The 24,281-nt window shown below is 68.9% G+C and carries 28 protein-coding genes; 9 read left to right on the top strand and 19 right to left on the bottom strand.

The window, feature by feature from the left end:
* The 3 genes from nhaA to RQG77_RS06925 form a co-directional block, all read right to left on the bottom strand.
* Positions 1–1,272 carry a Na+/H+ antiporter NhaA gene (nhaA, locus tag RQG77_RS06935; protein WP_311244081.1) on the bottom strand — a complete coding sequence of 424 codons (1,272 nt, stop codon included), beginning with the start codon at positions 1,270–1,272 and terminating at the stop codon, positions 1–3.
* 67 nt (positions 1,273–1,339) lie between these two features.
* The gene (locus RQG77_RS06930) at positions 1,340–1,513 is read right to left on the bottom strand and encodes a hypothetical protein (protein WP_311244080.1); all 174 of its coding nucleotides are present in this window, start codon (positions 1,511–1,513) and stop codon (positions 1,340–1,342) included.
* A 32-nt stretch (positions 1,514–1,545) separates the two neighbouring features.
* Positions 1,546–1,887: a metalloregulator ArsR/SmtB family transcription factor gene (locus tag RQG77_RS06925; protein WP_311244079.1), complete on the bottom strand. Its 342-nt coding sequence runs from the start codon at positions 1,885–1,887 to the stop codon at positions 1,546–1,548.
* Between the two features lie 83 nt (positions 1,888–1,970).
* Between RQG77_RS06925 and RQG77_RS06920 the strand changes: the two genes are divergently transcribed.
* Complete coding sequence (locus RQG77_RS06920) at positions 1,971–3,305, top strand: FAD-dependent oxidoreductase (RefSeq protein WP_311244078.1); 1,335 nt, start codon at positions 1,971–1,973, stop codon at positions 3,303–3,305.
* The gene (locus RQG77_RS06915; RefSeq protein WP_311244077.1) at positions 3,302–3,712 is read left to right on the top strand and encodes an arsenate reductase ArsC; all 411 of its coding nucleotides are present in this window, start codon (positions 3,302–3,304) and stop codon (positions 3,710–3,712) included. The genes RQG77_RS06920 and RQG77_RS06915 overlap by 4 nt, the downstream gene beginning before the upstream one ends.
* Positions 3,713–3,831: 119 nt before the next feature.
* On the opposite strand, the gene RQG77_RS06910 is transcribed toward RQG77_RS06915, so the two are convergent.
* The 3 genes from RQG77_RS06910 to fdxA are packed head-to-tail and all read right to left on the bottom strand — an operon-like array spanning position 3,832 to position 5,319.
* A complete protein-coding gene (locus RQG77_RS06910; RefSeq protein ID WP_311244076.1) occupies positions 3,832–4,461 on the bottom strand; it encodes a superoxide dismutase in 630 nt (209 codons plus the stop codon).
* Positions 4,462–4,471: 10 nt separating this feature from the next.
* A complete protein-coding gene (locus RQG77_RS06905) occupies positions 4,472–4,996 on the bottom strand; it encodes a flavin reductase family protein (RefSeq protein WP_311244075.1) in 525 nt (174 codons plus the stop codon).
* On the bottom strand, positions 4,993–5,319 hold the full coding sequence (gene fdxA / locus RQG77_RS06900; protein WP_120494986.1) for a ferredoxin: 327 nt from the start codon (positions 5,317–5,319) through the stop codon (positions 4,993–4,995). Before fdxA ends, RQG77_RS06905 begins: the two co-directional genes overlap by 4 nt.
* Positions 5,320–5,395: 76 nt before the next feature.
* Between fdxA and soxR the strand changes: the two genes are divergently transcribed.
* Positions 5,396–5,878, top strand: coding sequence for a redox-sensitive transcriptional activator SoxR (soxR, locus tag RQG77_RS06895; protein WP_311244074.1), 483 nt, complete (start codon positions 5,396–5,398; stop codon positions 5,876–5,878).
* A gap of 33 nt (positions 5,879–5,911) precedes the next feature.
* Here the strand turns inward: soxR and RQG77_RS06890 are convergent, their stop codons facing one another.
* The 6 genes from RQG77_RS06890 to RQG77_RS06865 form a co-directional block, all read right to left on the bottom strand.
* Positions 5,912–8,158 (bottom strand): glycoside hydrolase family 3 N-terminal domain-containing protein, encoded by a 2,247-nt coding sequence (locus RQG77_RS06890; protein WP_311244073.1) that lies wholly within the window; start codon positions 8,156–8,158, stop codon positions 5,912–5,914.
* On the bottom strand, positions 8,158–9,282 hold the full coding sequence (locus tag RQG77_RS06885) for an ABC transporter permease (RefSeq protein ID WP_311244072.1): 1,125 nt from the start codon (positions 9,280–9,282) through the stop codon (positions 8,158–8,160). Before RQG77_RS06885 ends, RQG77_RS06890 begins: the two co-directional genes overlap by 1 nt.
* A 1-nt stretch (position 9,283) precedes the next feature.
* Positions 9,284–10,372: an ABC transporter permease gene (locus RQG77_RS06880; protein ID WP_311244071.1), complete on the bottom strand. Its 1,089-nt coding sequence runs from the start codon at positions 10,370–10,372 to the stop codon at positions 9,284–9,286.
* A complete protein-coding gene (locus RQG77_RS06875; RefSeq protein ID WP_311244070.1) occupies positions 10,369–11,175 on the bottom strand; it encodes an ATP-binding cassette domain-containing protein in 807 nt (268 codons plus the stop codon). Before RQG77_RS06875 ends, RQG77_RS06880 begins: the two co-directional genes overlap by 4 nt.
* The gene (locus RQG77_RS06870) at positions 11,172–11,996 is read right to left on the bottom strand and encodes an ABC transporter ATP-binding protein (RefSeq protein ID WP_311244069.1); all 825 of its coding nucleotides are present in this window, start codon (positions 11,994–11,996) and stop codon (positions 11,172–11,174) included. Before RQG77_RS06870 ends, RQG77_RS06875 begins: the two co-directional genes overlap by 4 nt.
* Before the next feature lie 79 nt (positions 11,997–12,075).
* The gene (locus RQG77_RS06865) at positions 12,076–13,743 is read right to left on the bottom strand and encodes an ABC transporter substrate-binding protein (protein ID WP_311244068.1); all 1,668 of its coding nucleotides are present in this window, start codon (positions 13,741–13,743) and stop codon (positions 12,076–12,078) included.
* Between the two features lie 167 nt (positions 13,744–13,910).
* Here RQG77_RS06865 and RQG77_RS06860 point away from each other — a divergent pair, with 167 nt between their 5' ends.
* The gene (locus tag RQG77_RS06860; protein WP_311244067.1) at positions 13,911–14,558 is read left to right on the top strand and encodes a TetR/AcrR family transcriptional regulator; all 648 of its coding nucleotides are present in this window, start codon (positions 13,911–13,913) and stop codon (positions 14,556–14,558) included.
* Positions 14,559–14,568: 10 nt separating this feature from the next.
* Positions 14,569–15,783, top strand: a complete 1,215-nt coding sequence (locus RQG77_RS06855; protein ID WP_311244066.1) for an amidohydrolase — start codon at positions 14,569–14,571, stop codon at positions 15,781–15,783.
* A 25-nt stretch (positions 15,784–15,808) separates the two neighbouring features.
* Here the strand turns inward: RQG77_RS06855 and RQG77_RS06850 are convergent, their stop codons facing one another.
* The 7 genes from RQG77_RS06850 to RQG77_RS06820 all read right to left on the bottom strand — a co-directional run bounded on the left by RQG77_RS06850 (position 15,809) and on the right by RQG77_RS06820 (position 21,268).
* On the bottom strand, positions 15,809–16,150 hold the full coding sequence (locus RQG77_RS06850) for a HEPN domain-containing protein (RefSeq protein ID WP_311244174.1): 342 nt from the start codon (positions 16,148–16,150) through the stop codon (positions 15,809–15,811).
* A 137-nt stretch (positions 16,151–16,287) separates the two neighbouring features.
* Positions 16,288–16,866: an ArsR family transcriptional regulator gene (locus RQG77_RS06845; RefSeq protein WP_311244065.1), complete on the bottom strand. Its 579-nt coding sequence runs from the start codon at positions 16,864–16,866 to the stop codon at positions 16,288–16,290.
* 83 nt (positions 16,867–16,949) lie between these two features.
* Positions 16,950–18,035, bottom strand: coding sequence for a GTP 3',8-cyclase MoaA (gene moaA, locus RQG77_RS06840; protein WP_311244064.1), 1,086 nt, complete (start codon positions 18,033–18,035; stop codon positions 16,950–16,952).
* A 214-nt stretch (positions 18,036–18,249) separates the two neighbouring features.
* Positions 18,250–19,305 carry an ABC transporter ATP-binding protein gene (locus RQG77_RS06835; RefSeq protein ID WP_311244063.1) on the bottom strand — a complete coding sequence of 352 codons (1,056 nt, stop codon included), beginning with the start codon at positions 19,303–19,305 and terminating at the stop codon, positions 18,250–18,252.
* The gene (gene modB, locus RQG77_RS06830) at positions 19,302–20,090 is read right to left on the bottom strand and encodes a molybdate ABC transporter permease subunit (protein WP_311244062.1); all 789 of its coding nucleotides are present in this window, start codon (positions 20,088–20,090) and stop codon (positions 19,302–19,304) included. The genes RQG77_RS06835 and modB overlap by 4 nt, the downstream gene beginning before the upstream one ends.
* Positions 20,087–20,872 (bottom strand): molybdate ABC transporter substrate-binding protein, encoded by a 786-nt coding sequence (gene modA, locus RQG77_RS06825; RefSeq protein WP_311244061.1) that lies wholly within the window; start codon positions 20,870–20,872, stop codon positions 20,087–20,089. The genes modB and modA overlap by 4 nt, the downstream gene beginning before the upstream one ends.
* A 3-nt stretch (positions 20,873–20,875) precedes the next feature.
* On the bottom strand, positions 20,876–21,268 hold the full coding sequence (locus tag RQG77_RS06820; RefSeq protein ID WP_311244060.1) for a TOBE domain-containing protein: 393 nt from the start codon (positions 21,266–21,268) through the stop codon (positions 20,876–20,878).
* Between the two features lie 261 nt (positions 21,269–21,529).
* On the opposite strand from RQG77_RS06820, the gene RQG77_RS06815 reads away from it, so the two are divergent.
* From RQG77_RS06815 to RQG77_RS06800, 4 genes are read left to right on the top strand one after another with little or no spacing between them, the layout of a single operon-like run.
* Entirely contained in the window at positions 21,530–22,300 is a 771-nt protein-coding gene (locus RQG77_RS06815) for a HesA/MoeB/ThiF family protein (RefSeq protein WP_311244059.1), read from the top strand.
* On the top strand, positions 22,297–23,544 hold the full coding sequence (glp, locus tag RQG77_RS06810; RefSeq protein WP_311244058.1) for a gephyrin-like molybdotransferase Glp: 1,248 nt from the start codon (positions 22,297–22,299) through the stop codon (positions 23,542–23,544). Before RQG77_RS06815 ends, glp begins: the two co-directional genes overlap by 4 nt.
* Positions 23,541–24,020, top strand: a complete 480-nt coding sequence (gene moaC / locus RQG77_RS06805; RefSeq protein WP_311244057.1) for a cyclic pyranopterin monophosphate synthase MoaC — start codon at positions 23,541–23,543, stop codon at positions 24,018–24,020. The genes glp and moaC overlap by 4 nt, the downstream gene beginning before the upstream one ends.
* Positions 24,017–24,271 carry a MoaD/ThiS family protein gene (locus RQG77_RS06800; protein ID WP_311244056.1) on the top strand — a complete coding sequence of 85 codons (255 nt, stop codon included), beginning with the start codon at positions 24,017–24,019 and terminating at the stop codon, positions 24,269–24,271. The genes moaC and RQG77_RS06800 overlap by 4 nt, the downstream gene beginning before the upstream one ends.
* Positions 24,272–24,281 lie beyond the last annotated feature (10 nt).

Raw genomic sequence — 24,281 nt, 5'->3', positions numbered from 1 at the left:
TCAGGGGCGGAGCGATGCTCGACGGGCGAGCGAGTTTCGCCGAGACAGGACCAGCCCGCCGATGACCGCCGCGACCAGGGAGCCGACGAGCACGCCTATCTTGACGTGCTCGTCGGCGACCGAGCTCGCCCCGTAGGCGAGCTCGCCGACGAGCAGCGAGACGGTGAAGCCGATCCCGGCGAGGAAGGCCATGCCGACGAGATCCGGCCAGCGCAGCGATTCGTCGAGCCGCAACGCCGGCAGGCGGCTGAGCAGGAAGGTCGTCGCGAGGATGCCGATCGGCTTGCCGATGACGAGTCCGACGATGATGCCGATGGTGATCGGGTCGGTGAGCGCCGAGGCTAGTCCTTCCATCCCGCCGATGGTGACCCCCGCGGCGAAGAAGGCGAAGACCGGAACCGCGAACAGCGTCGCCACGACACCCCACCGGTCGGCGAAGTGCGGCGCCATGCCGTCGTACAGCGGCTCGCCGTTCGCATCTTCCCCCGCCCGCACCCGCGCGCGCTCGGACGGCACCACGGGCACCACGAATCCGAGGAGCACACCGGCGACTGTCGCGTGCACGCCTGCGGCGTGGATGCAGACCCAGACGGCGATCGCGAGTGGCAGCAGGATCCACCACGCGCGCACTCCCCGCTGCACGAGGAACGCGAATCCGGCGAGGGGGAGCAGTGCGAGAGCGAGCCACGGAAAGCTGATCGTGTCGGTGTAGAACGTCGCGATGATCGTGATGGCGATCAGGTCGTCGATGATCGCCAAGGTCAGCAGGAAGACGCGCAGTGCCGGCGGCAGGAACCTGCCGACGACGGCGATCACTGCGACCGCGAAGGCGATGTCGGTCGCGGTCGGAATCGCCCAGCCGCGCAGCACATCGGCACCACCGCCGAGGTTGATGAGCACGAAGAACAGCGCGGGCACGATGACTCCACAGACCGCGGCGGCGATGGGAAGAGCCGCCTGACGCGGGTCTCGGAGGCGGCCGGTCACGAACTCCTCCTTCAGCTCGAGGCCGACGACGAAGAAGAAGATCGCGAGCAGACCGTCGGCCGCCCAGGCGCCGACGCTGAGGTCGAGATGCAGCTCGGGGATGCCGAAGGTGAAGTCGCGAACGGACTCGTACCACCCCACGGCCGAGGTGTTGGCGAGGATCAGTGCGGCGACGGTGGCGGCAAGCAGGAGCGAGCCGCCGAGAACGTCGCTGCGGGCGTTGGAGCGAATGCCGCGCCACAGTTCATGCGGAGCAAGGCGGAGACGGGACGGAGAAGTGGACACGAGAAGACCTCACGCGGAAGAAGGGGGTGGGATGGCGCAGATGACCACACCCCTCTCGAGGCGTGATCTAGTCGCGTGGCGGCGGGCAGCCCGCGATCTCACCGTGTGAGAGGGTGCCCCAGACGCTCGTCCATCCATTCGTGCCCGGGTGCATCACCACGCGCATCGACGTCCTCATCGGCGTCGCCGAACGCAGCTCCTGCGGAGCGCGCGCCGAAGCGGCGATGAGGGTTGCGGGCATCTCCCCAGCCTAACCGGGCGTGCCTGAGGAATTCAGATGCTCCTCAGCGCCTTTCCGGCAGCCTCGAGCGCATCATCGGCGAGCGAGAAGTACGCCCACTTGCCGCGCTGCTCCCGGGTGACGAGCCCCGCCTCCGCCAGGAGTCTCATGTGGTGCGAGACGGTGCCCTGTGACAGGCCGACCGGGTCGGTGAGATCGCAGATACAGGCCTCACCGCCCTCCGCTGACGAGATCAGTGAGAGCAGGCGGATGCGCGTCGGGTCACCGAGTGCCTTGAACAGGTGCGCGATGCGTTCCGCTTCGGCGAGCGCGAGGGTGGATGCCGCTCGCGGCGTGCAGCAGGCCGTCTGCTCGATCGTCACCGGAAGGGTCATGGGGTCATCCTCTCACGTATTGACAATCTTCGATACGTGAGCGACGCTTCTCGTATTGAAGTCTTTCGATCTGAGGAGTCGTCGTGTCAGAGCTTCCCGTCGTCGTCATCGGAGCGGGGCCGCAGGGTCTCGCCGCTGCGGCGCATCTCGTCGAACGCGATGAAGACGTCGTCGTCATCGAGCGCGGGCATGGTCCTGCATCCGCCGTCTCCGAATGGGGACACGTGCGACTCTTTTCGGCGTGGCCCGAGCTCACCGATGCTGCCGCACGGCGCCTGCTCGAGCCCACCGGGTGGACCGCCCGCACTTCCGGTTACCCGACCGGAGCGGAGTGGGTGAGTGACTATCTCGCCCCGCTCGCCGCCGCCCTGGGCGAGCGGGTCCGCTATGCGACGACGGTCACCGGGGTCGCTCGCCAGGGTCGCGACAAGGTCGTCGAGGCCGGGCGTAAGAGCCAGCCGTTCGTCGTGCACACCGTCGACGCCGACGGCAATGATGCACGTCTCCTCGCCCGTGCCGTGATCGACGCGAGCGGCACCTGGGGCCTTCCCAATCCTGCCGGGGCCGACGGCTTTCCGGCGCTCGGCGAAGCAGCGGCATCCGATCTCATCTCGTACCGCATCCCCGCCGACGTCGCAGATCTCGCCGGTTCGCATGTCGTCGTCGTGGGAGCAGGACACTCCGCCACGCATGCCGTACTGCGTCTGAGTGAGCTGGCCCGCCGGACGCCGGGAACCCGCGTGACCTGGCTGCTGCGGCGCGGGAGTGCCGCGAACGTCTTCGGCGGCGGCACCGGAGACGCGCTTCCCGAGCGCGCCGCCCTCGGATCACGTGCACGCAAGGTGACCGACGACGGGGTCGTGGACCTCGTGACCGGATTCCGCGTCGCCGAGTTCCGCCGCAGCGACGACGGACTGACGATCGTCGCAGAAGACGGGCGTGAGGTGTCGGCTGTCGGGCGCGTCTTCGCACTCACGGGCTTCCGGCCGGACACCGGGATGCTGCGGGAGGTCAGGATCGACCTCGACCCCGCGCTCGAGGCCGTCGCCGGCATCGCCGCCGAGATCGATCCCAACATCCACTCCTGCGGCTCCGTGGCCGCGACCGGCGCCCGCCAGCTCGTGCAGCCGGAAGCCGGATTCTTCATCGTCGGCGCGAAGTCGTACGGGCGCGCCCCGACGTTCCTCGCCCTCACCGGGTACGAGCAGGTGCGCAGTGTCGCGGCCCACTTGGCCGGGGATCACGAGAGCGCCGCCCGCAACGAACTCCGGCTTCCGGACACCGGCGTCTGCGGCGGGTCCGGCGACTTCGACGACAACGCAGGCAGCTGCTGCGCAGCCCCCGCCGTGCTGCAGATCGGCAGCTCGCGGCTGAACGCCTTCGACCCCGCACGCTCGCTTACCCTGGAGACATCATGACCGACACCAGTGCCAAGCCCTCCGTCCTCTTCGTCTGCGTGCACAACGCAGGGCGCTCGCAGATGGCCGCAGGCTTCCTGCGCGACATCGCCGGCGACCGCATCGAGGTGCGCTCGGCCGGATCCATGCCCGCCGACCAGATCAACCCGATCGCGGTCGAGGCGATGGGTGAGCTCGGCATCGACATCGCCGCCGAACAGCCCAAGGTGCTCACGACCGAGGCCGTGCAGGCATCCGACGTCGTGATCACGATGGGATGCGGCGACGCCTGCCCGTTCTTCCCCGGCAAGCGCTACGAGGACTGGAAGCTCGACGACCCGGCAGGTCAGGGCATCGAGTCGGTGCGACCGATCCGTGACGACATCCGCCGGCGCATCGAGGCTCTCGCGGGCGAGCTGCTCGCCTGAAGCCCGCTTGCTCGCTTCTTCACCTGCTGCGTCTCAGGAGGAGAACTGCGCCTCAGGAGGACGGATGCCGTGGCATCCTCCTCCCGAAGACGAGATCTCCTCCCGAAGAGGCGCGCAGGTCAGCGGGCGACGATGAGCCCCGCGGTCTTCTCCTGCACTGCCTGGAACCGACGCTGCACGTCGGACCAGTTGACCAGCTCCCAGAACGCCTTGACGTAGTCGGCACGCACGTTGAGGTAGTCGAGGTAGTAGGCGTGCTCCCAGACGTCGAGCTGCAGCAGCGGCGTCACTCCGAGCGGCGCGTTGCCCTGCTGGTCGAAGAGCTGGAAGATGACCGGGCGCGCGCCGACACTGTCCCACGCGAGCACGGCCCAGCCTGAGCCCTGCACGCCGAGCGCCGTCGCCGTGAAGTGGGCGCGGAAGGCGTCGATCGACCCGAACGCGTCGGTCAGCGCCGCCTCGAGCTCTCCTTCGGGGTTTCCGCCGCCGTCGGGCGAGAGGTTCTCCCAGAACACCGAGTGGTTGATGTGCCCGCCGAGGTTGAAGGCGAGGTCCTTCTCGAGCTTGTTCACGGCGGCGAAGTCGCCCGAGTCGCGGGCCGCGGCCAACTGCTCGAGGGCGGTGTTCGCACCGGTCACGTACGCCTGGTGGTGCTTGGAGTGGTGCAGCTCCATGATCTTGCCGGAGATGTGCGGCGCGAGAGCCGAGTAGTCGTAGGGCAGTTCGGGGAGGGTGTACACAGCGGACATGCTGTTCCTTTCAGTCGTTCTGATCGGTGGGGAGTGAGTGGAACCGGCGGTCGAGATAGACGAGCGGTCGGCCCGGCCGACCCAGCAGCACCTCGTCGATCTCGGCGACCACGACGGTCGACGAGCCGACCGCAACAGTCGACATCGTGTGACCGCGCATCGCGGCGCGCGCCTCGGCGAGGTACGGCTCACCGGTCGGAAGGGTGCTCCACCCCTGTTCGGGGGTGAAGCGGTCGGCGCCGCTCAGCGCGAAGCTCTGCGCGAGGGCGGAGTGCTCGTCGTCGATCAGGTGCACGACGAACGACTCGGCGTTGAGGATCGAGCCCGCGCTGCCGGTGGCCCTGGTGACCGAGAACACGATCGCCGCGGGGTCGACAGCGACGGATGCGACGCTCGACGCCGTGAGACCGACCGGTCCTGCGGGGGTCATCGCGGTGATGATCGCGACTCCGGCCGGATGCGCGCGGAACGCGGCTTTGAGCCCTTCACCGACCTCGGAGGGGACGGGGGCTGCGGGGTGCGGCTGACTGCTCATTCGGGTGCCTCCTGGGGCGGAAGGGCTGTGATGATCGGATGATCGCGCTCGATGACGCCGAGCTTGGCGGCACCACCGGGGGATCCCATCTCGTCGAAGAACTCGACGTTGGCCTTGTAGTAGTCCTGCCACTCGTCGGGCAGGTCATCCTCGTAGTAGATCGCCTCGACGGGGCAGACGGGTTCGCACGCGCCGCAGTCGACGCATTCGTCCGGGTGGATGTACAGCGAGCGTTCGCCCTCATAGATGCAGTCAACCGGGCATTCGTCGATGCACGCACGGTCCTTGACATCGACGCACGGAAGGGCAATCACATAGGTCATCGGTCATTTCCTGTCGCGGTCACATGTGCAACCGTAAGACCTCAAGTACGCTTGAGGTCAAATCGAGGAGGTCGCGATGACCGCAGAGACAGATTCCGATCGGGCCGTCCACGGCCCCGACGAACCCTTGACGATCGGCGAGATGAGCAGGCGCACCGGCGTCGCCCCCTCAGCCCTGCACTTCTACGAGAGCCTCGGACTCATCGCGTCGACCCGCACCGCCGGAAATCAGCGCCGCTATGCCCGTCACATGCTGCGGCGGGTCTCGCTGATCACGGTGGCGAAGCGCCTCGGCATCCCCCTCTCCGACGTGCAGCACGCGTTCGCCGACGTGCCCCTGACCCAGACCCCGAGCCATGCCGACTGGCAGCGTGCGTCGAGACGCTGGAAGCGAGAGCTCGAGAAACGCCGCGAGGGGATCGAGCGTCTCGAGCGCGAACTCACCGGATGCATAGGCTGCGGGTGCCTGTCGATGAAGGCCTGCGGCCTGCTCAACCCCGGCGATGCTCTCGGCAGCCAGGGCGCAGGGCCCCAGCGTCTGCGTGACGAGGACGCCTGAGCGCCCTCGTCACGACGCGACTCAGGAGTCGGTTCAGGCGACGGTGAAGGCGGCGCTCAGCAGCGCGTCGTCACGCGAGCTCGAGCCCACGAGCAGCTCGAATGATCCCGACTCCACGAGGCGGATGCCGGCGGCATCCACGATCGAGCAGTCGGCGACGGGCAGGTCGAGGCGCACGCGCACGGACTCCCCCGGTGCGACGTCGACCTGGCGATAGGTCTTGAGCTCCTTGTCCGCCCAGCTGACACTCGTCACGGAGTCGCGCACATAGACCTGCACGGTCTCGCGCGCGGGTCGCGAACCCGTGTTCGTGACCGTCACCTCGGCGACGATCCGGTCGTCGTGGCCGAGCCGATCGGATGCGAGCGACAGGTCGCCGTACGCGACGGTCGAGTACGACAGCCCCTCGCCGAACGCCCAGGCCGGAGACTGGGTGAGATCGGCGTAGCGGTCGCCGTGCTGTCCGCGGATCTGGTTGTAGTAGGTCGGTTGCTGGCCGACGTGGCGGGCGAACGAGATCGGCAGGCGCCCTGACGGCTCGACGGCACCCGAGATGATCTCGGCGAGCGCCCGGCCACCCTGCATGCCGGGGTTGGCAGCCCAGATGACGGCGGCGGCCTGCGAGGCGGATGCCGGCAGCACCAGCGGCTTGGAGGCGAGCAGCACGATCACCACGGGCTTCCCCGTCGCGATCAGCGCGTCGAGCAGGGCGTTCTGTCCGCCGATCAGCTCGAGGGTCGCGGTCGATCGCCCTTCGCCGACGAGCTCGATGCGGTCTCCGACGACCGCGACGACGACATCGGATGCCGCAGCAGCCGCAACCGCGTCGGCGATGAGCACGTCGTCAACCGGCGCCGGCACGACGACCGAGGGCCGAGGCTGCCCGTCGGGGAACTTCGCGCCGCGAGGGTCTTCCTCGAGAGTGAGGATCTCGGCGCCGCGCGCATGCGTCACCGACCATCCGTCGACGCCCGCGAAGCCGTCGAGCACCGTCGTGATCATCTCGCGCGGCTGTCCGTCGAGCCAGCCGGCCTGACCGGAACCACCGGCCCAGTCGCCGAGCTGCGTCTGCGCGTCGTCGGCGAGCGGACCCACCACCGCGACCTTCAGGGGGGCCGACGCGTCGAGCGGCAGCACACCGTCGTTCTCGAGCAGAACGATCGAGCGGCGAGCCGTCTCGAGGTTGAGCTTGGCGTGCTCGGCGCTGCCGACCACGGAATCCAGGTCGTCCTGCGGCAGCCGCGGGTTCTCGAACAGTCCGAGCTCGAACTTCAGGGTCAGGATGCGCGCGACCGCGTCATCGAAGGCGTCCTCGGCGAGCAGTCCGTTCGACACCGCCTCGAGCGCACCGGCGAAGAAGCCGGGGGTGTTCATGACCATGTCGTTGCCGGCGGTCACCGCAGCGGCCGAGGCGTACGCGTAGTCGGGCTGCACGTGCTGCTCCCACACCATGCGACCGACGTTGTCCCAGTCGGTGATGAGCGTGCCGGTGTAGCCCCACTCGCCGCGCAGCACGTCGCTGAGCAGCCAGTCGTTGACCGTGATCGGCACGCCGTCGGTGGTCTGGTAGCCGAGCATGAACGTGCGGCATCCCTCGCGAGCGACGCGCTCGAACGGCGGCAGGAACCACGACCGCAGCTTGCGCCGCGAGATGTCGGCCTCGCTCGCGTCGCGACCTCCCTGCGTCTCGGAGTACCCGGCGAAGTGCTTGGCCGTCGCGAGGATCGCGGTCGGATCGTCGAGGCCCTCACCCTGGTAGCCGCGCACCATCGCCGAAGCGAGCTCGCCGATGAGGAACGGGTCTTCGCCGAACGTCTCGTCGATGCGGCCCCAGCGCAGGTCGCGCGCGATGCAGAGCACGGGAGAGAAGGTCCAGTGGATGCCGGTCGCCGCGACCTCGATCGCCGTCGCCCTGGCGACCTTCTCGACGAGCTCGGCGTCCCACGTCGCGGCCATGCCGAGCTGCGTCGGATAGATCGTCGCACCGGGCCAGAACGAGTGGCCGTGGATGCAGTCCTCGGCGACGAGCAGCGGGATGCGCAGCCGCGTCTGGGAGGTCAGCTCGTTCGCGCGGATGATGCGCTCGGGCGACGTGTGCAGGATCGAGCCGACGTGCTTTCCCAGGACGTGGTCGTCGAGGTCGTCGCGGGCGTCGAGCTGCAGCATCTGCCCGATCTTCTCCTCGACGGTCATGCGATCGAGGAGGTCGGCGACGCGTGCCGCGATCGGCAGTTCAGGGTCGAGGTAGGGCAGGGATTCGGTCAGGGTCTGAGAGGTCATCACTCGGCGTTCTGTGTCTTCGTATCGGTCTTCGTATGGGTCGTCGTCGCTGTCGCCGCGCTCTGCACGGTACCCGAGTCGGTCGTCGGCGCGCTCCGCACCGCCGTCACCGGGTCGTTCACGTTGAGCCCCTTCTTCTTCATCGCGCGGGCGCGCTCACCCGCCGACCGCAGCCTCGGGTTCACGTACTCGTCGATGCCGAAGTTGATGAGCGACAGGGCGACGCCGATGATCGCGATGCAGAGCCCTGCGGGCACATACCACCACCACAGTCGCGGGAACGCGCCGTTCTGCTGCGCCCAGAACAGGATCGTGCCCCAGTTGAGGTTGCTCACCGGGATCACCCCGATGAAGGCGAGGGTCGTGAGACCGAGGATGGCCGCGGTGACGGTGCCGACGAAGCTCGACGCGATCAGCGCCATCAGGTTCGGCAGCATCTCGACCGTGATGATGCGGTGCAGCGGCTCGCCGTTGGCGCGGGCGGCCTGGATGAAGTCGCGGTTGCGCAGAGACATGGTCTGCGCACGCAGCACGCGCGCACCCCAGGCCCATCCAGTGAGACCCAGCACCGCGGCGATCACGATGAGCGGCGGGTTCTCGAACTGCGAGGCCACGATGATGATCAGCGGGATGCCGGGGATCACGAGGAACACGTTCGTGAGCGCCGACAGCGACTCGCTCTTCCAGCCGCGCACGTAGCCGGCGATGACACCGATCGTGATCGCGATGATCGTCGCGATGATCGCCGAGAGGAAACCGACCACGACGACGCCGCGGGTGCCGAAGATGAGCTGGCTCAGCACGTCCTCGCCCATGTGCGTGGTGCCGAGCCAGTGGTCGAGAGACGGCGGCTGGCGGAGCGCCGTGCGGTCCTTCTGCGTGGCCCCGTAGGGTGCGAGCAGCGGCGCGAAGATCGCGATCAGCACGAACACCCCGAGGATGATCAGGCCGGCGATCGACTTCGGGTTGCGGAACATCGCGAACGAGTGCGCGAGCTGCGACCAGAACGTCTTGCGGCCGGGCACACCGTCGCTCGCGGTGCGGAACGTCGCGGTCTCCGGCATCCCGGTGGGGATGGTGCTCCCGTCGGGTGCCGTCGTCTCGGTCGAGGTGGGAACGCTCATGTCAGGCCTCCGTCTGGCGCGTACGCGGGTCGAGGTATGCGTAGACGATGTCCGCCAGGATGTTGGCGACCAGCACCGACAGCGTGATCACCAGGAACACCCCCTGCATCAGGGCGAAGTCCTTCGCGTTGGTGGCATCGAGCAGCAGCTTGCCGACGCCCGGGTAGCTGAAGACCATCTCCATGACGATCGTGCCGCCGACGATGAAGCCGATCGAGAGCGCGAAGCTCTGGATCTGCGGCAGCACGGCATTGCGGGCGGCGTATGCCCACAGCACGCGCTTGTTCGGCATGCCCTTCGCCTGCGCGACGGTGATGTAGTCCTCGTCGAGCACCGTGAGCATCATGTTGCGCATGCCCAGCATCCAGCCGCCGAGCGACGCGATGATGATCGTGACCGCCGGCAGGGTGCCGTGCACGATCACCTGGCCGATGAAGTCGACGCTCCACTCGGGCGATTGGCCCTTGTCGTAGGCGTGCGACGACGGGAACCACTTCAGGGTCGACGAGAAGATCGCGATCGCGATGAGCCCGAGCCAGAAGTACGGGATGGTGTTGAAGAACGTCGTGATCGGGATGAGCGCGTCGAGCCTGCTGCCGCGCTTCCAGCCGACGATCGCGCCGCCCACCGTGCCGAGCATGAACGAGATGATCGTCGCGAGACCGACGAGACCCAGCGTCCACGGGAGGGCGGATGCCAGCACCTCCGACACCGGCCGCAGACCGTGCAGCGTCGAGATGCCGAGGTCGCCGCGGAACAGCATCGCCCAGTAGTCGAGGTACTGCTGCCACATCGACTTGTCGGTGTCGATGCCGAGCAGAGCGCGCAGCGAGTCCGCCGCCTCCGGGCTGATGTTGCGGTTGCGGGCGAGGTAGGAGCTGACCGCGTCGCCCTTCATGAACCGCGGCAGGAAGAAGTTGATCGTGATGGCGGCCCACAGCGTGAACAGGTAGAAGCCCGCCCGACCGGCGAAGAACCGCCACGGCACGAGCGTGCGGCCCTTCTGCGCGGTGGTCGCGGTGGTGCCGACCTCGAGCGCGTCGCGGCTCTGCTGGTCTACCTGACCCAGATCGGGGGATGCGGTGGTCACTGTGCACCTCCGTGCGAGCCGGCCGTCGCGAAGTGCTTGTCGGGGTCGGGAGACGCCGCCCGCAGTTCGCGCGTGTAGGGGTCCTGAGGGTTGAGGATGACGTCGTCGGCATCGCCGTACTCGACGACCCGACCCTGGTTGAGCACCATGATCTTGTCGCTGAAGTGGCGGGCGGTCGCGAGGTCGTGGGTGATGTACAGAACGCCGAGACCCTCTTCGCGCTGCAGGTCGGCGAGCAGGTTCAGCACCCCGAGGCGGATCGACACGTCGAGCATCGACACCGGCTCGTCGGCGACGAGCAGCGAGGGGCGGGATGCGAGCGCGCGGGCGATGGCCACGCGCTGGCGCTGACCGCCGGAGAGCTCGTGCGGGCGGCGGTCGATCACGGCATCCGCGTCGAGCCGCACGCGCTCGAGCAGGCGGCGCACCTCGGCCTCGGTCTCTTTCTTCGGCACGACGTCGTCGAGGCGGATCGGGCGTTCGATGTGGTATCTGATCGAGTGGTACGGGTTGAGCGAGGCGAACGGATCCTGGAACACCATCCGCAGCTGCTGACGGTACTTGCGCAGCCCCTTGCCGCGTCGAGGGATGGGCTTGCCGTCGAGGCGCACCTCTCCGGTCGTGGGCGTCTCGAGCTGGGTGAGGATCTTGGCGATGGTCGACTTGCCGCTGCCGGACTGTCCGACCAGACCGATGGTCTGCCCTGAGGTCAGGGTGAAGCTGACGTCGTCGAGCGCCTTGAGCTGACCGGCTCCGCGGACGTTGTAGGTCTTGGTGACGTGGGAGAACTCGAGAGTGGTCATCGGGTCAGCACTCCTCGCGCACCGGTGAGGCGGGGGAACGACGACAGCAGCGTCTTCGTGTAATCGTTCTGCGGATTCGTCCAGATCTGCTCGGCGGACGCGAGTTCGACGATCTCGCCCTCGCGCATGATCGCGATGCGGTCGCTGATCTCGAGCAGCAGGGGAAGGTCGTGCGTGATGAAGATCACCGAGAAGCCGAACTCGTGTCGCAGCTGCGAGATCTGCTTGAGGATCTCGCGCTGCACCAGCACGTCGAGCGCGGTGGTCGGCTCGTCCATGACCATCAGCTGCGGACGCAGCGCCAGTGCCATGGCGATCATGACGCGCTGACGCATGCCGCCCGAGAGCTCGTGCGGGAAGGAGCGCGTGCGCTGACGGCCGACCTTGACGATCTCGAGCAGCTCCTCGGCCTCGGCCCGGCGCTGGCGGCGGGTCATCTCAGGCCGGTGGATCTCGAAGACGTCCTCGAGCTGCGAGCCGATCGTGGCGACGGGATTGAGCGCATTCATCGCTCCCTGGAACACCATCGAGACCTTGTCCCACCGGAACTTCTGCATCGCGTCGACGTCGAGGGCGTTGATGTCGACATCGACGCCGGATGCATCGTGGAACGTCACGCTGCCGCCGGCGATCACCGCGGGGGCACGCAGCAGGCGCTGCACCCCGTAGGCGAGCGTGGTCTTGCCGCATCCGCTCTCTCCCGCGAGGCCGAGGATCTCGCCTCGCTGCAGTTCGAGCGTCACGTTCTTCACCGCCTCGACGGGCGGATCGACGTCGTACACGACCGAGAAGTCACGCACGCTGAGGAGGGGTTCTGACATGAGGGGTCCTGGTCCTTCGTCGGTCGGGAGGTCGGTGGGAGGGGCGGATGCGCGCAGCATCCGCCCCTCCATGCACTGCTTACTCGGCCGGCTTCAGCTTCGTGAGGATCATCACAATGTTCTGCTGCGTCGGGTCACCCGAGGCGTAGGGGTCGTCCTCGGACGGCCATCCCACGTAGTTGCGGGTGTTGTACTCGCCGAGCAGCGGGTGCGCTCCGAGCGGGATCGCCGGGACCTGGTCGACGAAGATCTGCTCGAGAGTGGTGATCGCCGCGGTGCGCTCCTCGTCGGACGACGCGTTCGCGTAGGTGTTCAGCGCTTCGGTGGCCGCCGGGTCCTCGAAGCGTCCGAAGTTGAATCCTGCGATGCCCTCGGGCGAGATCCAGCGCGGGTCCATCGTCGAGGTGTAGAGGCCGTATGCCGTGCCGCTGTCCTCGAGCCAGTGGATGATCGCCGAGAAGGTGCCCTCGTCGCGGGGGCCGGCCCAGCCGCCCCAGTCGGGCATGTCGATCTTGACCTCGGCGCCGATCGCCTCGGTGATGTCCTCGGCGATGAGCTCCTGCGCCGTGTTCCAGTCGCTCCATCCGGAGGGGACGGAGAGGGTGAACGAGACGGGCGTGCCTTCGGGGTCGACGAGCGCGTCGCCGTCCCAGGTGTAGCCGGCCTCTTCGAGGATCCCGCGCGCCTTCTCGGCGTCGACCGAGTAGTCCTGGCCCTCGAACTCGGGCTGGATCTCGTCTTCGAGGATCGAGGAGAGACCGGTGACCGACCAGACCGGCTCGCTGGCGCCCTCACGGGCGATGTCGACGTAGGCGTCGCGGTCGATCACCCAGGCGAGCGCCTTGCGGAACGCGACGTCGTCGAACGGCTTCTGCTGCAGGTTCATGAACAGCGTCGCAGAGCCCGTTGTCGGGGCCACGAAGAACTTGTTGTGCTCGGGGTCGGCGTCGAGGAACTGCTCCTGGATCTGCGGGATGAACGCCTGCGCCCAGTCGGCCTCACCCTGCGCGAGCGCGGTGGTGAGTGCCGTGTTGTCGCCGTACGAGACGTAGTGAAGCTCGGGAACGGCGAGCTCGCCGCCCCAGTAGTCGTCGCGGGCTTCGAGCGTGACCGACTCGGTCGACCAGTTCGACAGCGCGTACGGACCGGTTCCGACCAGGTCGTCGCCCTTGACCGGGTCGGTCGCGGGCTCGTCGAACTTCTCCCAGATGTGCTTCGGCACGATCGGCACGTGCAGCACGCGGGCCTGGTTCACGTACTTCGACTCGCCGAACGTGAGCGTGACGGCGTCGCCCTCGACGGTCGCCCCCTCGAACTTGAGGCCGGCGGTGTCGAGCTCCGGCGTCGAGACGAGCTCGTAGGTGAAGACGATGTCGTCGGCGGTGAACGGCTCGCCATCGCTCCAGGTGATGTCCTTGCGGGGAACGACCGTGACCGCGGTGTAGTCGTCGTTCCACTCGATGCTCTCCGCGAGCCAGGGCGTGACCTCGCGGTCGCCGGTCTGGTTCACGAGGCCCAGCGTCTCGAAGATGACCTTGCCGTAGCCGTATTTCGAGGCCGACGAGTCGCCGACGTACGGGTTGTTCGACTCGGTGGTGATCGCACCGTCGGGCTTCGCGATCGTCAGGGCGGCACCGTCTCCGGAGCCGCTGCCGTCGTTCGATCCGCCGGCGGCGCAGCCGGCGAGGGCCGAGATGCTGAGGGCGGAGATCGCCGCGACAGCGATCAGGGACTTTCTGAGCTTCATTGCTTCTCCTTGGGCACGGGTCGTTGTGCTGTGTTGCTGTCGGTGCTCGGGCATCCGACCGGTCTTTGCTTACTGGCGAGAAAGTAAGCTGGTGCGAGGTTACTCGTTGGTAAGTAGAGTTGGCAAGTACGATCCAGTGCAGGATTCTGTGCAGAAGAGGATGGACCATGTCGAAGGATGCTGTCGCCCACACGTCCGTCCGGCCTGCCACCCGCGAGAAGCGGGAGCAGATCCTCAAGGCAGCCGTCGAGATCTTCGGCAACAAGGGATCGACCAACGGCACCCTCGCCGATGTCGCCGAGCAGGTCGGCATCACCCATGCGGGCGTGCTGCACCACTTCGGCTCGAAGCAGAAACTGCTGCTCGAGGTGCTCGCCTACCGCGACCAGGCCGACGTGGCCGAGCTCGCCGAGAAGCACATCCCCGGTGGCCCCGAGCTCTTCCTGCACCTGGTGCGCACGGCGATCGCCAACGAGCGACGCCCCGGCATCGTGCAGGCGTACACGGTCCTGTCCTCCGAATCCGTGACAGACAACCACCCCGGTCGCGAGTACTTCGAAGAGCGCTACACGACGCTGCGCCGCGAGGTGACCGACGCGTTCCATCTGCTGTGCGCCCAGGAGGGCGTGACCGAGCCCGAGACGGTCGCGACCGCAGCCGCCGGAATCCTCGCCGTGATGGACGGCCTGCAGCTGCAATGGCTGCTGCACCGCGACGTCATCGACCTGGGCGAGGCGAGCGAGTTCGCGATCCGCGCGATCGTGAACGGCGTGCTGCACCCCGGACCCACCTTGGAGTCCTACCGCCACGACTAGGCTCGGGGCCATGACGATCGACCTCGAAGCGCTCTACATCGACCTGCACCAGCATCCTGAGCTCTCGTTCCAGGAGACGCGCACCGCCGGCATCGCCGCCGGCCACCTGCGCGATCTCGGCCTCGAGGTGCACGAGGGCATCGGCGTCACCGGCGTGGTCGGCATTCTGCGCAACGGCGAAGGCCCGGTCGTCTGGGCACGCGCTGACATGGACGCACTGCCCGTCGGTGAAGAGACCGGCCTCGCCTACGCGAGCACCGCGACCGGCATCGACCCCGCAGGCAACACCGTGCCCGTGATGCATGCGTGCGGCCACGACATGCACGTCACTGCGATGATCGGCGCGGTCGAGAAGCTCGTCGCCGAGAAGGCGGATTGGTCGGGAACCGTGGTCGTGCTGATTCAGCCCGCCGAGGAGTACGGCGCCGGATCCCGCGCGATGCTCGACGCCGGCCTGCGCGATCTCGTTCCGCACCCCGATGTCGTGCTCGGCCAGCACGTCACCCCTCTTCCCGCCGGCACGATCGGCGTGCGCCCCGGCACGCAGATGGCGGCATCCGACGGCCTCACCGTCACCCTGCACGGCCGCGGCGGACACGGCTCTCGTCCGCACTCGACGATCGACCCCGTGGTCATGGCCGCGGCGACCGTCATGCGTCTGCAGACCATCACCTCCCGCGAGGTCGACCCGCGCGACGTCGCCGTCGTGACCGTGGGATCGATCCACGCGGGCCTCAAGAACAACATCATCCCAGCCGAAGCCAAGCTCGAGCTCAGCCTGCGCTACCCGAACGACGAGATGCGCGACAAGGTGCTCGCGAGCGTCGAGCGCATCGTGCGCGCCGAGGCTGCGGCATCCGGCGCCGAGCGCGAACCCGAAGTCCGCACTGACCACACCCTGCCGCCCACGATCAACGACGCCGATGCCACGGCACGCGTCACGTCGGCGCTGCAGCGCGCGCTGGGCGAGGCGTCAGTGATCGACCCCGGCATGTTCACCGGCAGTGAAGACGTCTCGTGGTTCGCCCGTGACACCGGAGCGCCGCTCGTGTTCTGGTTCTGGGGTGGAGTGGACGCGGCGACCTTCGCGGCATCAGCCGCCGCGGGGACGCTCGACAAGGACATCCCCACGAACCACTCGCCGTTCTTCGCACCCGTGCTCCACCCGACCATCGAGGTCGGCGTCACCGCGCTGTCGTCGGCCGCGCGCGAGTTCCTCGGCTGAGACGGCGTCCTCCCGAAGCGGTCGGTCAGCGTCGGTACGCCGGGAGCGTATCCGCGAGACGCGCAGACAGATCGATCATCAGGCGGGCAGCAGCGACAGCCGCGTCGACGTCATCGGCTGTGATCTCCGGGGTATCAAAATCTGGATACTCACTGTCGTTCCTCATTCGCCGCATCCAGTCGAACGGCTTGATCTTCACCCCCAGCGGCGGGTCGAACTGTGCCATGGCAGCCTCGTAAACCGCCACGTGCCCACCGCGGGACGTGGGCCTGAGCCCCTGCACGGCGAGGCACGCAGTGAGCGACTTGCGTGCAGCGTCGTATGCCGAGGTGAAAGCCTGGTCGGGATCATCGTCTCGAAGCGTCACCGCTGACGCGACATGCCTCCGGGCACGCTCGATGAGCAGTTCGGCGTGCTCGACATTCGCCGCGACCTGCTCGAGGTGCTTCTTCTCCAGAAGAGCATCGATGGCGAGTCGACCCGTCTCCCACCTCAGTAGTCGATTCACGGAGCCTCCGACTCGCTCTCGACCCGCAGCCTCACGAGCGGTCGATCCCTGACCGTGCGGAGGAAGGGCTCGTCTGCGTCCTGCCAACGCTCGGCGCTGACCACCCGCATGTTGACCTCTCGACCGAGCTGCGCCTCTGCTGCCGATGCTGCTTCTTGGATCTCGACCCGATCGGGACTGCCCACGACCAGAACGTCGATGTCTTGGGGGTCGGCGCCGGCCTCACCACTCATGCGCGCAGCCCAAGAACCATAGACGTAAGCATCCTCGACCCCACCGACATCGGCGAGGACCTCGGGAAGCACCACGCGGGGGCCATAGGCATACTCGATGATCTCTCGAACGGGGCGGTAGAGCGGATGCTCGCGGTTCGCTCGGATGTAGCGATTCCGACCCGACCTGCGCTGGGTCAGGAACTCCGCCGTAACGAGCCGCTCGATCTCGCGATGCACAGTGGGCATCGATCCCTCGACGTCGGCCGCGATCTCCGTCACGGTGCGCTCTCGATCGGGCGCGAGCAGAAGGAGCGCGAGAAGGTGTCCCTGAAGATCAGATCGCAGCAGAGGCGAGATCACCGGCACAGTTGCTTTCACATTTTGTATTAAAACAAACATTTTGTGAAAACATAAGTGCGGGTTCACCGCATCCGAACTCTGCCTCAGCCGCCGATGGCGTTCATGCCACGGGCGGGCTGCAGGAACGACGGGTCGTTGATCGCGTGCCCCGGCAGCTTGCCGTGCACGCACGAGCGCAGCATGTCTCCGATCCCCTCGGCACGGTGACCCGCATCGGAGGCCGCATCGCCGCGTAGAACGCCGATCAGGTCGTACTCGGCGTTCGAGAAGAGGCAGTTGCGCAGCTGCCCGTCGGCGGTCAGTCGCAGTCGGTCGCACGCGCCGCAGAAGGGGGCGGTGACCGAGGCGATGACGCCGACCTCGTGCGGTCCGCCGTCGATGCGCCACTTCTCGGCCGGTGCTCCGCCGCGACCGGGGATCGGCTCGAGGCTCCACCGCGCGCTGAGCTTCTCGAGGATCTCCTCGCGCGTGACCATCGAGGCGCGGTCCCACGTGTGCCCGGCGTCGAGCGGCATCTGCTCGATGAAGCGCAGCTGCGCGCCGACCTCCATCGCGAACGCGACCAGGTCGGGCAGCTCGTCGTCGTTCACGCCGCGCATGGCGACCGTGTTGAGCTTGAGCGGGCGGAGTTCGGATGCCGCCGCCGCCGCGATGCCCTCGAACACGTCGTCGATGCGATCCCGGCGGGTGAGGTCGGCGAAGCGCTGACGATCGACCGTGTCGATGCTGATGTTCAGCCGCGTGAGACCGGCATCGATCAGGTCGGGCAGGTGCTTCGCGAGCGTGATGCCGTTGGTGGTCATCGCGACCTCGACAGGGCCCTCGTCCCCCTCGATCGCGGACACCCGACGCACGACCTCGACGATGTCGGCACGCAGCAGCGGCTCGCCGCCCGTGAGGCGGAAGGTGCGGATGCCGAGCGAGGAGGCAACCTGCGCCACCTCGACGATCTCGTCGGTCGACAGGATGCTGGTGCGCGCGAGCCATTCGTTGCCCTGCTCGGGCATGCAGTACGTGCAGCGCAGCGAGCAGCGGTCCGTCAGCGAGATGCGCAGATCGCGGTGGACTCGGCCGTGGGTGTCGACGAGGCCCCGCGATGCGGGCGCGGCGGCATCGAGGACCGCGGCGCTCGGCGCCCGCATCCCGATCACGACCGGCACAGCCGTCATCGCTCGATCCCTCTCCCCGACATGTTCCGAGACTACCCGCGCCTTCGACACCCAGGCCCGTGCGGGCACGACGACCGGCATATTGCCAGGTCGCAGAGTCGGTCGGCTCGGACGGGACCCCTTGGCTGACGATCCCCCGCCTGGCTGCATCCGCGGCCGCATCCGATCTGCCATCCGAGATGCCGTCAGCCATCCGGCGCAATAAGGGATGGACTCAGCGGACGGCGACGAACCGCACCAGCGCCGGGTCCACCCGCAGCCGAATCCGATCGCCGACCGCCAACCCTCCGGCAGCATCCAGCGACAGGTCGACCGCCCCGGCATCGGTGTGCACGCGCACGCCTCCCAGCGTGGGCTCGATGCGCGTCACCACAGCCGGCCACGAATCCAGACCTGGCTCCGCGACCCGCACGTCGCCCGGGCGGAAGACCGCGGCGAGCGCAGCACCGTCCGTCGCAGCGAGCGCACGCGACGCAGGATCGGCGCTGGTCAGCAGCACCTCGCCGCTGCTCCACCCTCCCCCGCTCGCGGCCCCGACGAGGCGGTTGACCCCGCCGATCGAGGCGACGAAACCGGATGCGGGTGAGGCGAGCACTTCTCGCACCGGCCCCTCCTGCGTCACGCGACCAGCTTCGACGACGATCAGCCGGTCGGCGAGCGCGACGGCATCCGCCGCATCATGCGTGACGGCGACGGTGGTGGTCGAGACGAGCTGGTCGCGCAGCATCCGCCTGATGTCACCGGCCGTCTCGGGATCGAGGGCGACGAGCGGCTCGTCGAGCAGCACGACTCGAGGGGATGCGGCGAGCGCACGCGCGACCGCGACGCGCTGCTGCTCGCCGCCGGACAGCTCGTGCGGCATCCGCTCACCGGAGCCGGGGAGCCCGACCCGCGCGAGCCAGTCGTCGGCACCTGCTCGCGCAGCACGAGCCTCGACGCCCGCCGCACGCTGCCCGAACGCCACGTTCTCGCGCGCCGACAGATGCGGGAACAGCCGGGGCTTCTGCCCGAGCAGCACGACACCGCGGCGCATCGGCTCGGTCCGCACCCTGGGCTTCGCGACCCGGTCGACGACCCGACCCTCGACGACGATCTCGCCCCCACCCAGCGGCTCGAGTCCCGCGAGCGCCTGCAGCAGCGTCGACTTTCCCGCGCCGCTCGGCCCCATCACGGCGACCGTCTCTCCCGCTTCCACCTGCAGTGAGACGTCGACCGTGAAGTGCTCCCGAGGCACCACCACATGAGCGTGCAGGCCGCCGACGGCGTTCATCGCGCAGCCCCCGGACGCCAACCGCGCACGAGCAGCAGCACGAGGGTCGCGGTGGCGAGCAGCAACAGCGCGAGGGCGACCGCGGCACCCTGCGTCACCCCGGCACCGTTGAACGCGGTGTAGATCGCCAGGGGCATGGTCTGAGTGACGCCGGGGCGGTTGCCCGCGAAGAGCGCCGTGGCCCCGAACTCACCGATCGCCCGCGCGAAGCACAGCACAACGCCGGCCACGATTCCGGGAGCCGCCAGAGGCAGGGTGATGCGACGCAAGATCGTCCAGCGGCCGGCGCCGAGCGCCGCGGCGGTGCGCTCGTACTCGACCCCCGAGGTGCGCACGGCGCCCTCGACCGCCAGCACCAGGAACGGCAGCGCCACGAACGTCTGCGCGAGGATGACCGCCGGAGTGCTGAACGAGAGCCCCAGCCCGCCGAACCATCCCGCGCGCCCGAACAGGTAGAGCAGGGCGACGCCGCCGACCATGGGCGGCAGCACGAGCGGAACCGTGACAGCCGCGCGCAGCACCGCAGCCAGGCGCGGTCCCGAACGAGCGATCGTCAGCGCCAGCGGAACGCCGATCACGATGCAGAGCACCGTGGCGATGAGACCGGTGCCCAACGACAGCAGCAGCGCCGAGCGCGCGGCCTCCGACGTGACGTCGGCGATGAAGGTCGACCACTCGACACGGGCGACCAGCGCCGCGAGCGGGAGGATGAGAAACGCGAGACCGATCAGCGCGGGGATGACCAGCGCACGCGGCGCGTATCCGCGCGCTCCGGCGGCACTCACGGCGCTCCGAACCCGAAGTCGGCCAGGATGCGCTGCCCCTCATCCGAGAGCACGAAGGCGACGAACGCCTCGGCGGCCGCCGAGTTCGGAGCCTCCGACAGCGCCGCGATCGGATAGTGGTTGACGACCTCGTCGGCGCCGTCGGGCACGATCACCTCGACGTCGTCGCCGCCGACCACGTCGGTCGCGTACACGAGCCCGGCGTCGGCCTCGCCGGCTGCGACCTTGGTGAGCACAGCGGTCACGTTCTGCTCGAGGCTGGCCGCCTCGACCGTGACGCCCGCGTTCGAGATCAGGGTGGCGGATGCGGCACCGCACGGCACCTCGGGGGCGCACAGCACCGTGGTGACGTCGGCCAGGTCGTCGAGGGTCTCGACGCCGCCGGGGTTGCCGGTCGGCACGGCGATCACGAGCGTGTTCGACGCGAACAGGGTCGGGGCGACCGCGGCACCCTCGAGCTTGTCCATGTTGGCCTCGTCGGCGGAGGCGAACACATCGGCCGGGGCGCCTTCGAGGAGCTGCGTGACCAACGTCGACGATCCGTCGTAGACGCCGCTGACCTCCACGCCGGGGTTCACCGCGGTGAACGCCGCGCCGATCTCGTCGAACGCTCCGGACAGCGAGGCGGCCGCGTAGACCGTGAGCTCACCGCTCACGGCGCTCTCGGATGCCTCGCCCGCGGCGGTCGGCGTCGGCGACTCGGCACCCGCGGCGCACCCCGCGAGGGCGAGCGCTGCGGCGGTCAGAGCGACCGTGACGGTGCGGCGGAGAGTGCGGTTCATGTGTCAGCCCTTCGGCACTTCGACGACGACCTGCGTCGCCTTGACGGATGCGGCCGCGAGCGAGCCCACCTCGAGGTTCAGTTCGCGGGCGGCCTCGGCTGACATGAGCGAGACGACCCGGTGGGGCCCCGACTGCAGGTCGACCTGCGCCATGACTCCGTCGATCTGCACGCGGGTCACGATGCCGACGAAGCGGTTGCGGGCGCTCGAGAGCGCGTGATTCGACTCCTGCGCCTCCTCGGCGAGCTGCACAGCGCGGGCGGCGAGAGCGTCTCCGGGGATCTCGGCCGGGACGGCGTCGGTCGTCGGCAGCAAGCCCTGATCGATCCAGCGCCGCACCGTGTCGTCGCTCACCCCGAGCAGCTGTGCGGCGCGGGATATCCGAAAGGTCTGCATAGGTGAACGTTACCGCAGGAGCGGATGCTGAGGCGGGAAAATTCCGCATCTGCGGAGACATCTGCTGCCCGATCTGCGGAGAACTCGATGGCCCTGTGCGCTATTCAGCACGGACACCCGGGAACGTCCCCCGTCTCGCCGCTGTGGCGCCGGAACCCGCTCCCCTGTTCTGAATCGTGAACGCGAGCGCTGAATCGCGAACGCGAGCGCGGGATCGTGAACGCAGCCCCGCCCCCGCACGTCCGGGCATAGCCTGGGGACATGCAGCCGCTCGTCGCCCCCGCGCCCGCTCTCGACCCGGCAGAACTCGTCCGCACCGCCAGGCACGCGGTGCTCGCGGGCATCGGAGAAGAGGGGCAGCGCCGCCTCGCCGCAGCCCACGTCGCGGTCGTCGGCGCCGGCGGCATCGGCTCCCCCGTGCTTCTCGCCCTCGCTGCGGCAGGAGTCGGCAGCATCTCAGTGATCGACGACGACATCGTGGAGTTGACCAATCTGCAACGTCAGCTCGCCCACCGCGTCGAAGACATCGGCAGGCCGAAGACCACCTCGGCGGCGCGCGCGATCACCGCACTGTCGCCAGGGGCAGAGGTCGTGACGGCGGCCGAGCGACTCGACTCCGCGAACGCCGAGCGCCTGTTCGCCGGGGCCGACATCGTGGTCGACACGAGCGACTCGTTCGCGACCCGGCGCGATGTCGCCGCCGCGACCGAGGCCCTCGGCATCCCGCTCGTGTGGGGCGCCGTGCAGGAGTGGCACGCTCAGGCGACCGTGTTCTGGTCGGATCCGCCCGAGGGACACGCGCCGGTGGTGCTCGCAGACCTGTTCCCCCTCGGTACCGAGGGGGAACCGCCCAGCTGCGCGCAGGTCGGCGTGCTCGGCGCGCTGTGCGTGCAGGTGGGCGGGATGCTGGCGGGCGAGGTCGTGAAGCTCATCACCGGCGCGGGCGAGCCGCTGCTCGGACGCCTCGCCATCATCGACGCCCTCACCTCGAGGCAGCACGAGATCGCCATCCGTTCGGCGGTGTCGGCATGAGCACCGCGAACGGCAGCCGCCGCACGGTCGAGGAGCAGCTCGCTCTCGTTCTCGACGCCGTGCGCGTTCTCCCGGCCGAGAGCCGTGCGATCCGCGACGCCGCGCACCGCACCCTGGCGCAGCCTGCGACGGCGGCCCACGACATCCCCCTCTTCGACAACTCTGCGATGGACGGCTTCGCGGTGCGTGCGGCCGACGTCGCCGCGGCATCCGCCGACGACCCGGTGGTGCTGCGCGTGGTCGCCGATCTGCCCGCCGGGGTGTCCGACGACCCGCCTCTGGATGCCGGCGAGGCCGCGCGGATCATGACCGGCTCCCCGACGCCGAGCGCCGCCGATGCGATCGTGCCCTTCGAGGACACCGCCGGAGGACTCGCCGACTCGCTCGGCGAGGTGCGGGTGCTGCGGGCACCGGCGGCACCGGGAGCATTCGTCCGCCGCCGGGGCGCCGACCTGCGAGCGGGGGATGCCGTCGTGCTCGCCGGCGAGCGCCTCGGAGCGTTCCAGCTCGCGGCGGCCGTCGCCGCCGGGGTCGAGACCGTCGCGGTGACCCGCGCGCCGCGGGTGGCCGTGGTCTCGACGGGCAGCGAACTGCTGGAGCCGGGTGAGCCCGCCGCCCGTGGCCGCATCCCCGACTCGAACGGCCCCCTGCTCGAACTCCTCGTCGCGGATGCCGATGCCGAGGTCGTGCTCGTGGCGCGTGTCGCCGACGACGCCGACGCCGTGCGCACCGTCACCGCGACCGCCGTCGAACGCGGCGCCGATGTGATCGTGTTCACGGGCGGCGTCAGCGCCGGAGCGTACGAGCCGGTGCGCGGCGCCTTCGACGGACAGGGTGCCGTCGAGTTCGCGAGCGTCGCGATGCAACCGGGCAAACCGCAGGCGTTCGGCGCGCTCGACTCCGGGACGCTCGTGTTCGGGCTGCCCGGAAACCCGGTCAGCGTCGCGGTCTCGTTCGAGGTCTTCGTGCGGCCGGCGCTGCTCGCGCTGCAGGGTCGCTCCGAGATCCATCGTGCTCGCGCATCCTTCACGGCCGATGCCGCCTGGACCACCCCGCCCGGGCGGCGCCAGTACCTGCCCGCCGTCGTCGACCTCGCGAACCGCACGGTGCGCCCCGCGACCGCCGGAGGATCCGGATCGCATCTGGCCGGCGGTCTCGCCCGGGCACGTGCTTTCGCGATCGTGCCCGCCGAGGTCGAGGCCGTCGCCGTGGGCGACGTGATCGATGTCATGCTGGTCGAATGAGTTTCACGCACCTCGACTCGGCCGGCCACGCGCACATGGTCGATGTGACCGCCAAGCAGCCGACCGTCCGCACCGCGACCGCTCGGGGCTTCGTGCGCTGCAGCGCCGAGGTCATCGCGGCGCTGCGCGACGGCATCGCTCCCAAGGGTGACGTGCTCGCCGTCGCCCGCATCGCCGGCATCCAGGCCGCCAAGTCGACTCCTGCCCTGCTGCCCCTCGCCCACGTGATCGGCGTGCACCGCGCGAACGTCGAGCTCGACATCGTCGACGACGGCGTGCACGTCGAGGCGACCGTCGGCACCGCCGACCGCACCGGCGTCGAGATGGAAGCGCTGACGGCCGTCTCGGTGAGCGCTCTCGCGATCGTCGACATGATCAAGGGGCTCGACCGCTCGGTCGTCATCGAAGACGTGCGCATCGTCGCGAAGTCGGGCGGACGCTCGGGTGACTGGGTGCGCGAGGGCGAGACCCGATGACCGCGCCGCTGACCACGACCGTCCGCGTGCGCTACTTCGCGGCCGCCGCGGAGGCTGCGGGCACCGACTCCGAGGAACGCGGCGAGCGCTCGCTCGCCCAGCTCCGCGCCGGCCTGATCGCCGACCACCCGGCCCTCGCCGACATCCTGCCACGCTGCGCGGTCATGGTCGACGGCGTGCGCAGCGACGACGATCGATCACTCGAGGGTGCGCAGCTGATCGACGTGCTCCCGCCGTTCGCCGGGGGCTAGGCCGCAGGTC

It is taken from the genome of Microbacterium sp. WCS2018Hpa-23, assembly GCF_031843845.1.
In the GTDB taxonomy this organism is placed as follows: domain Bacteria; phylum Actinomycetota; class Actinomycetes; order Actinomycetales; family Microbacteriaceae; genus Microbacterium.
This window is presented reverse-complemented; position numbering and strand designations above follow the sequence as displayed.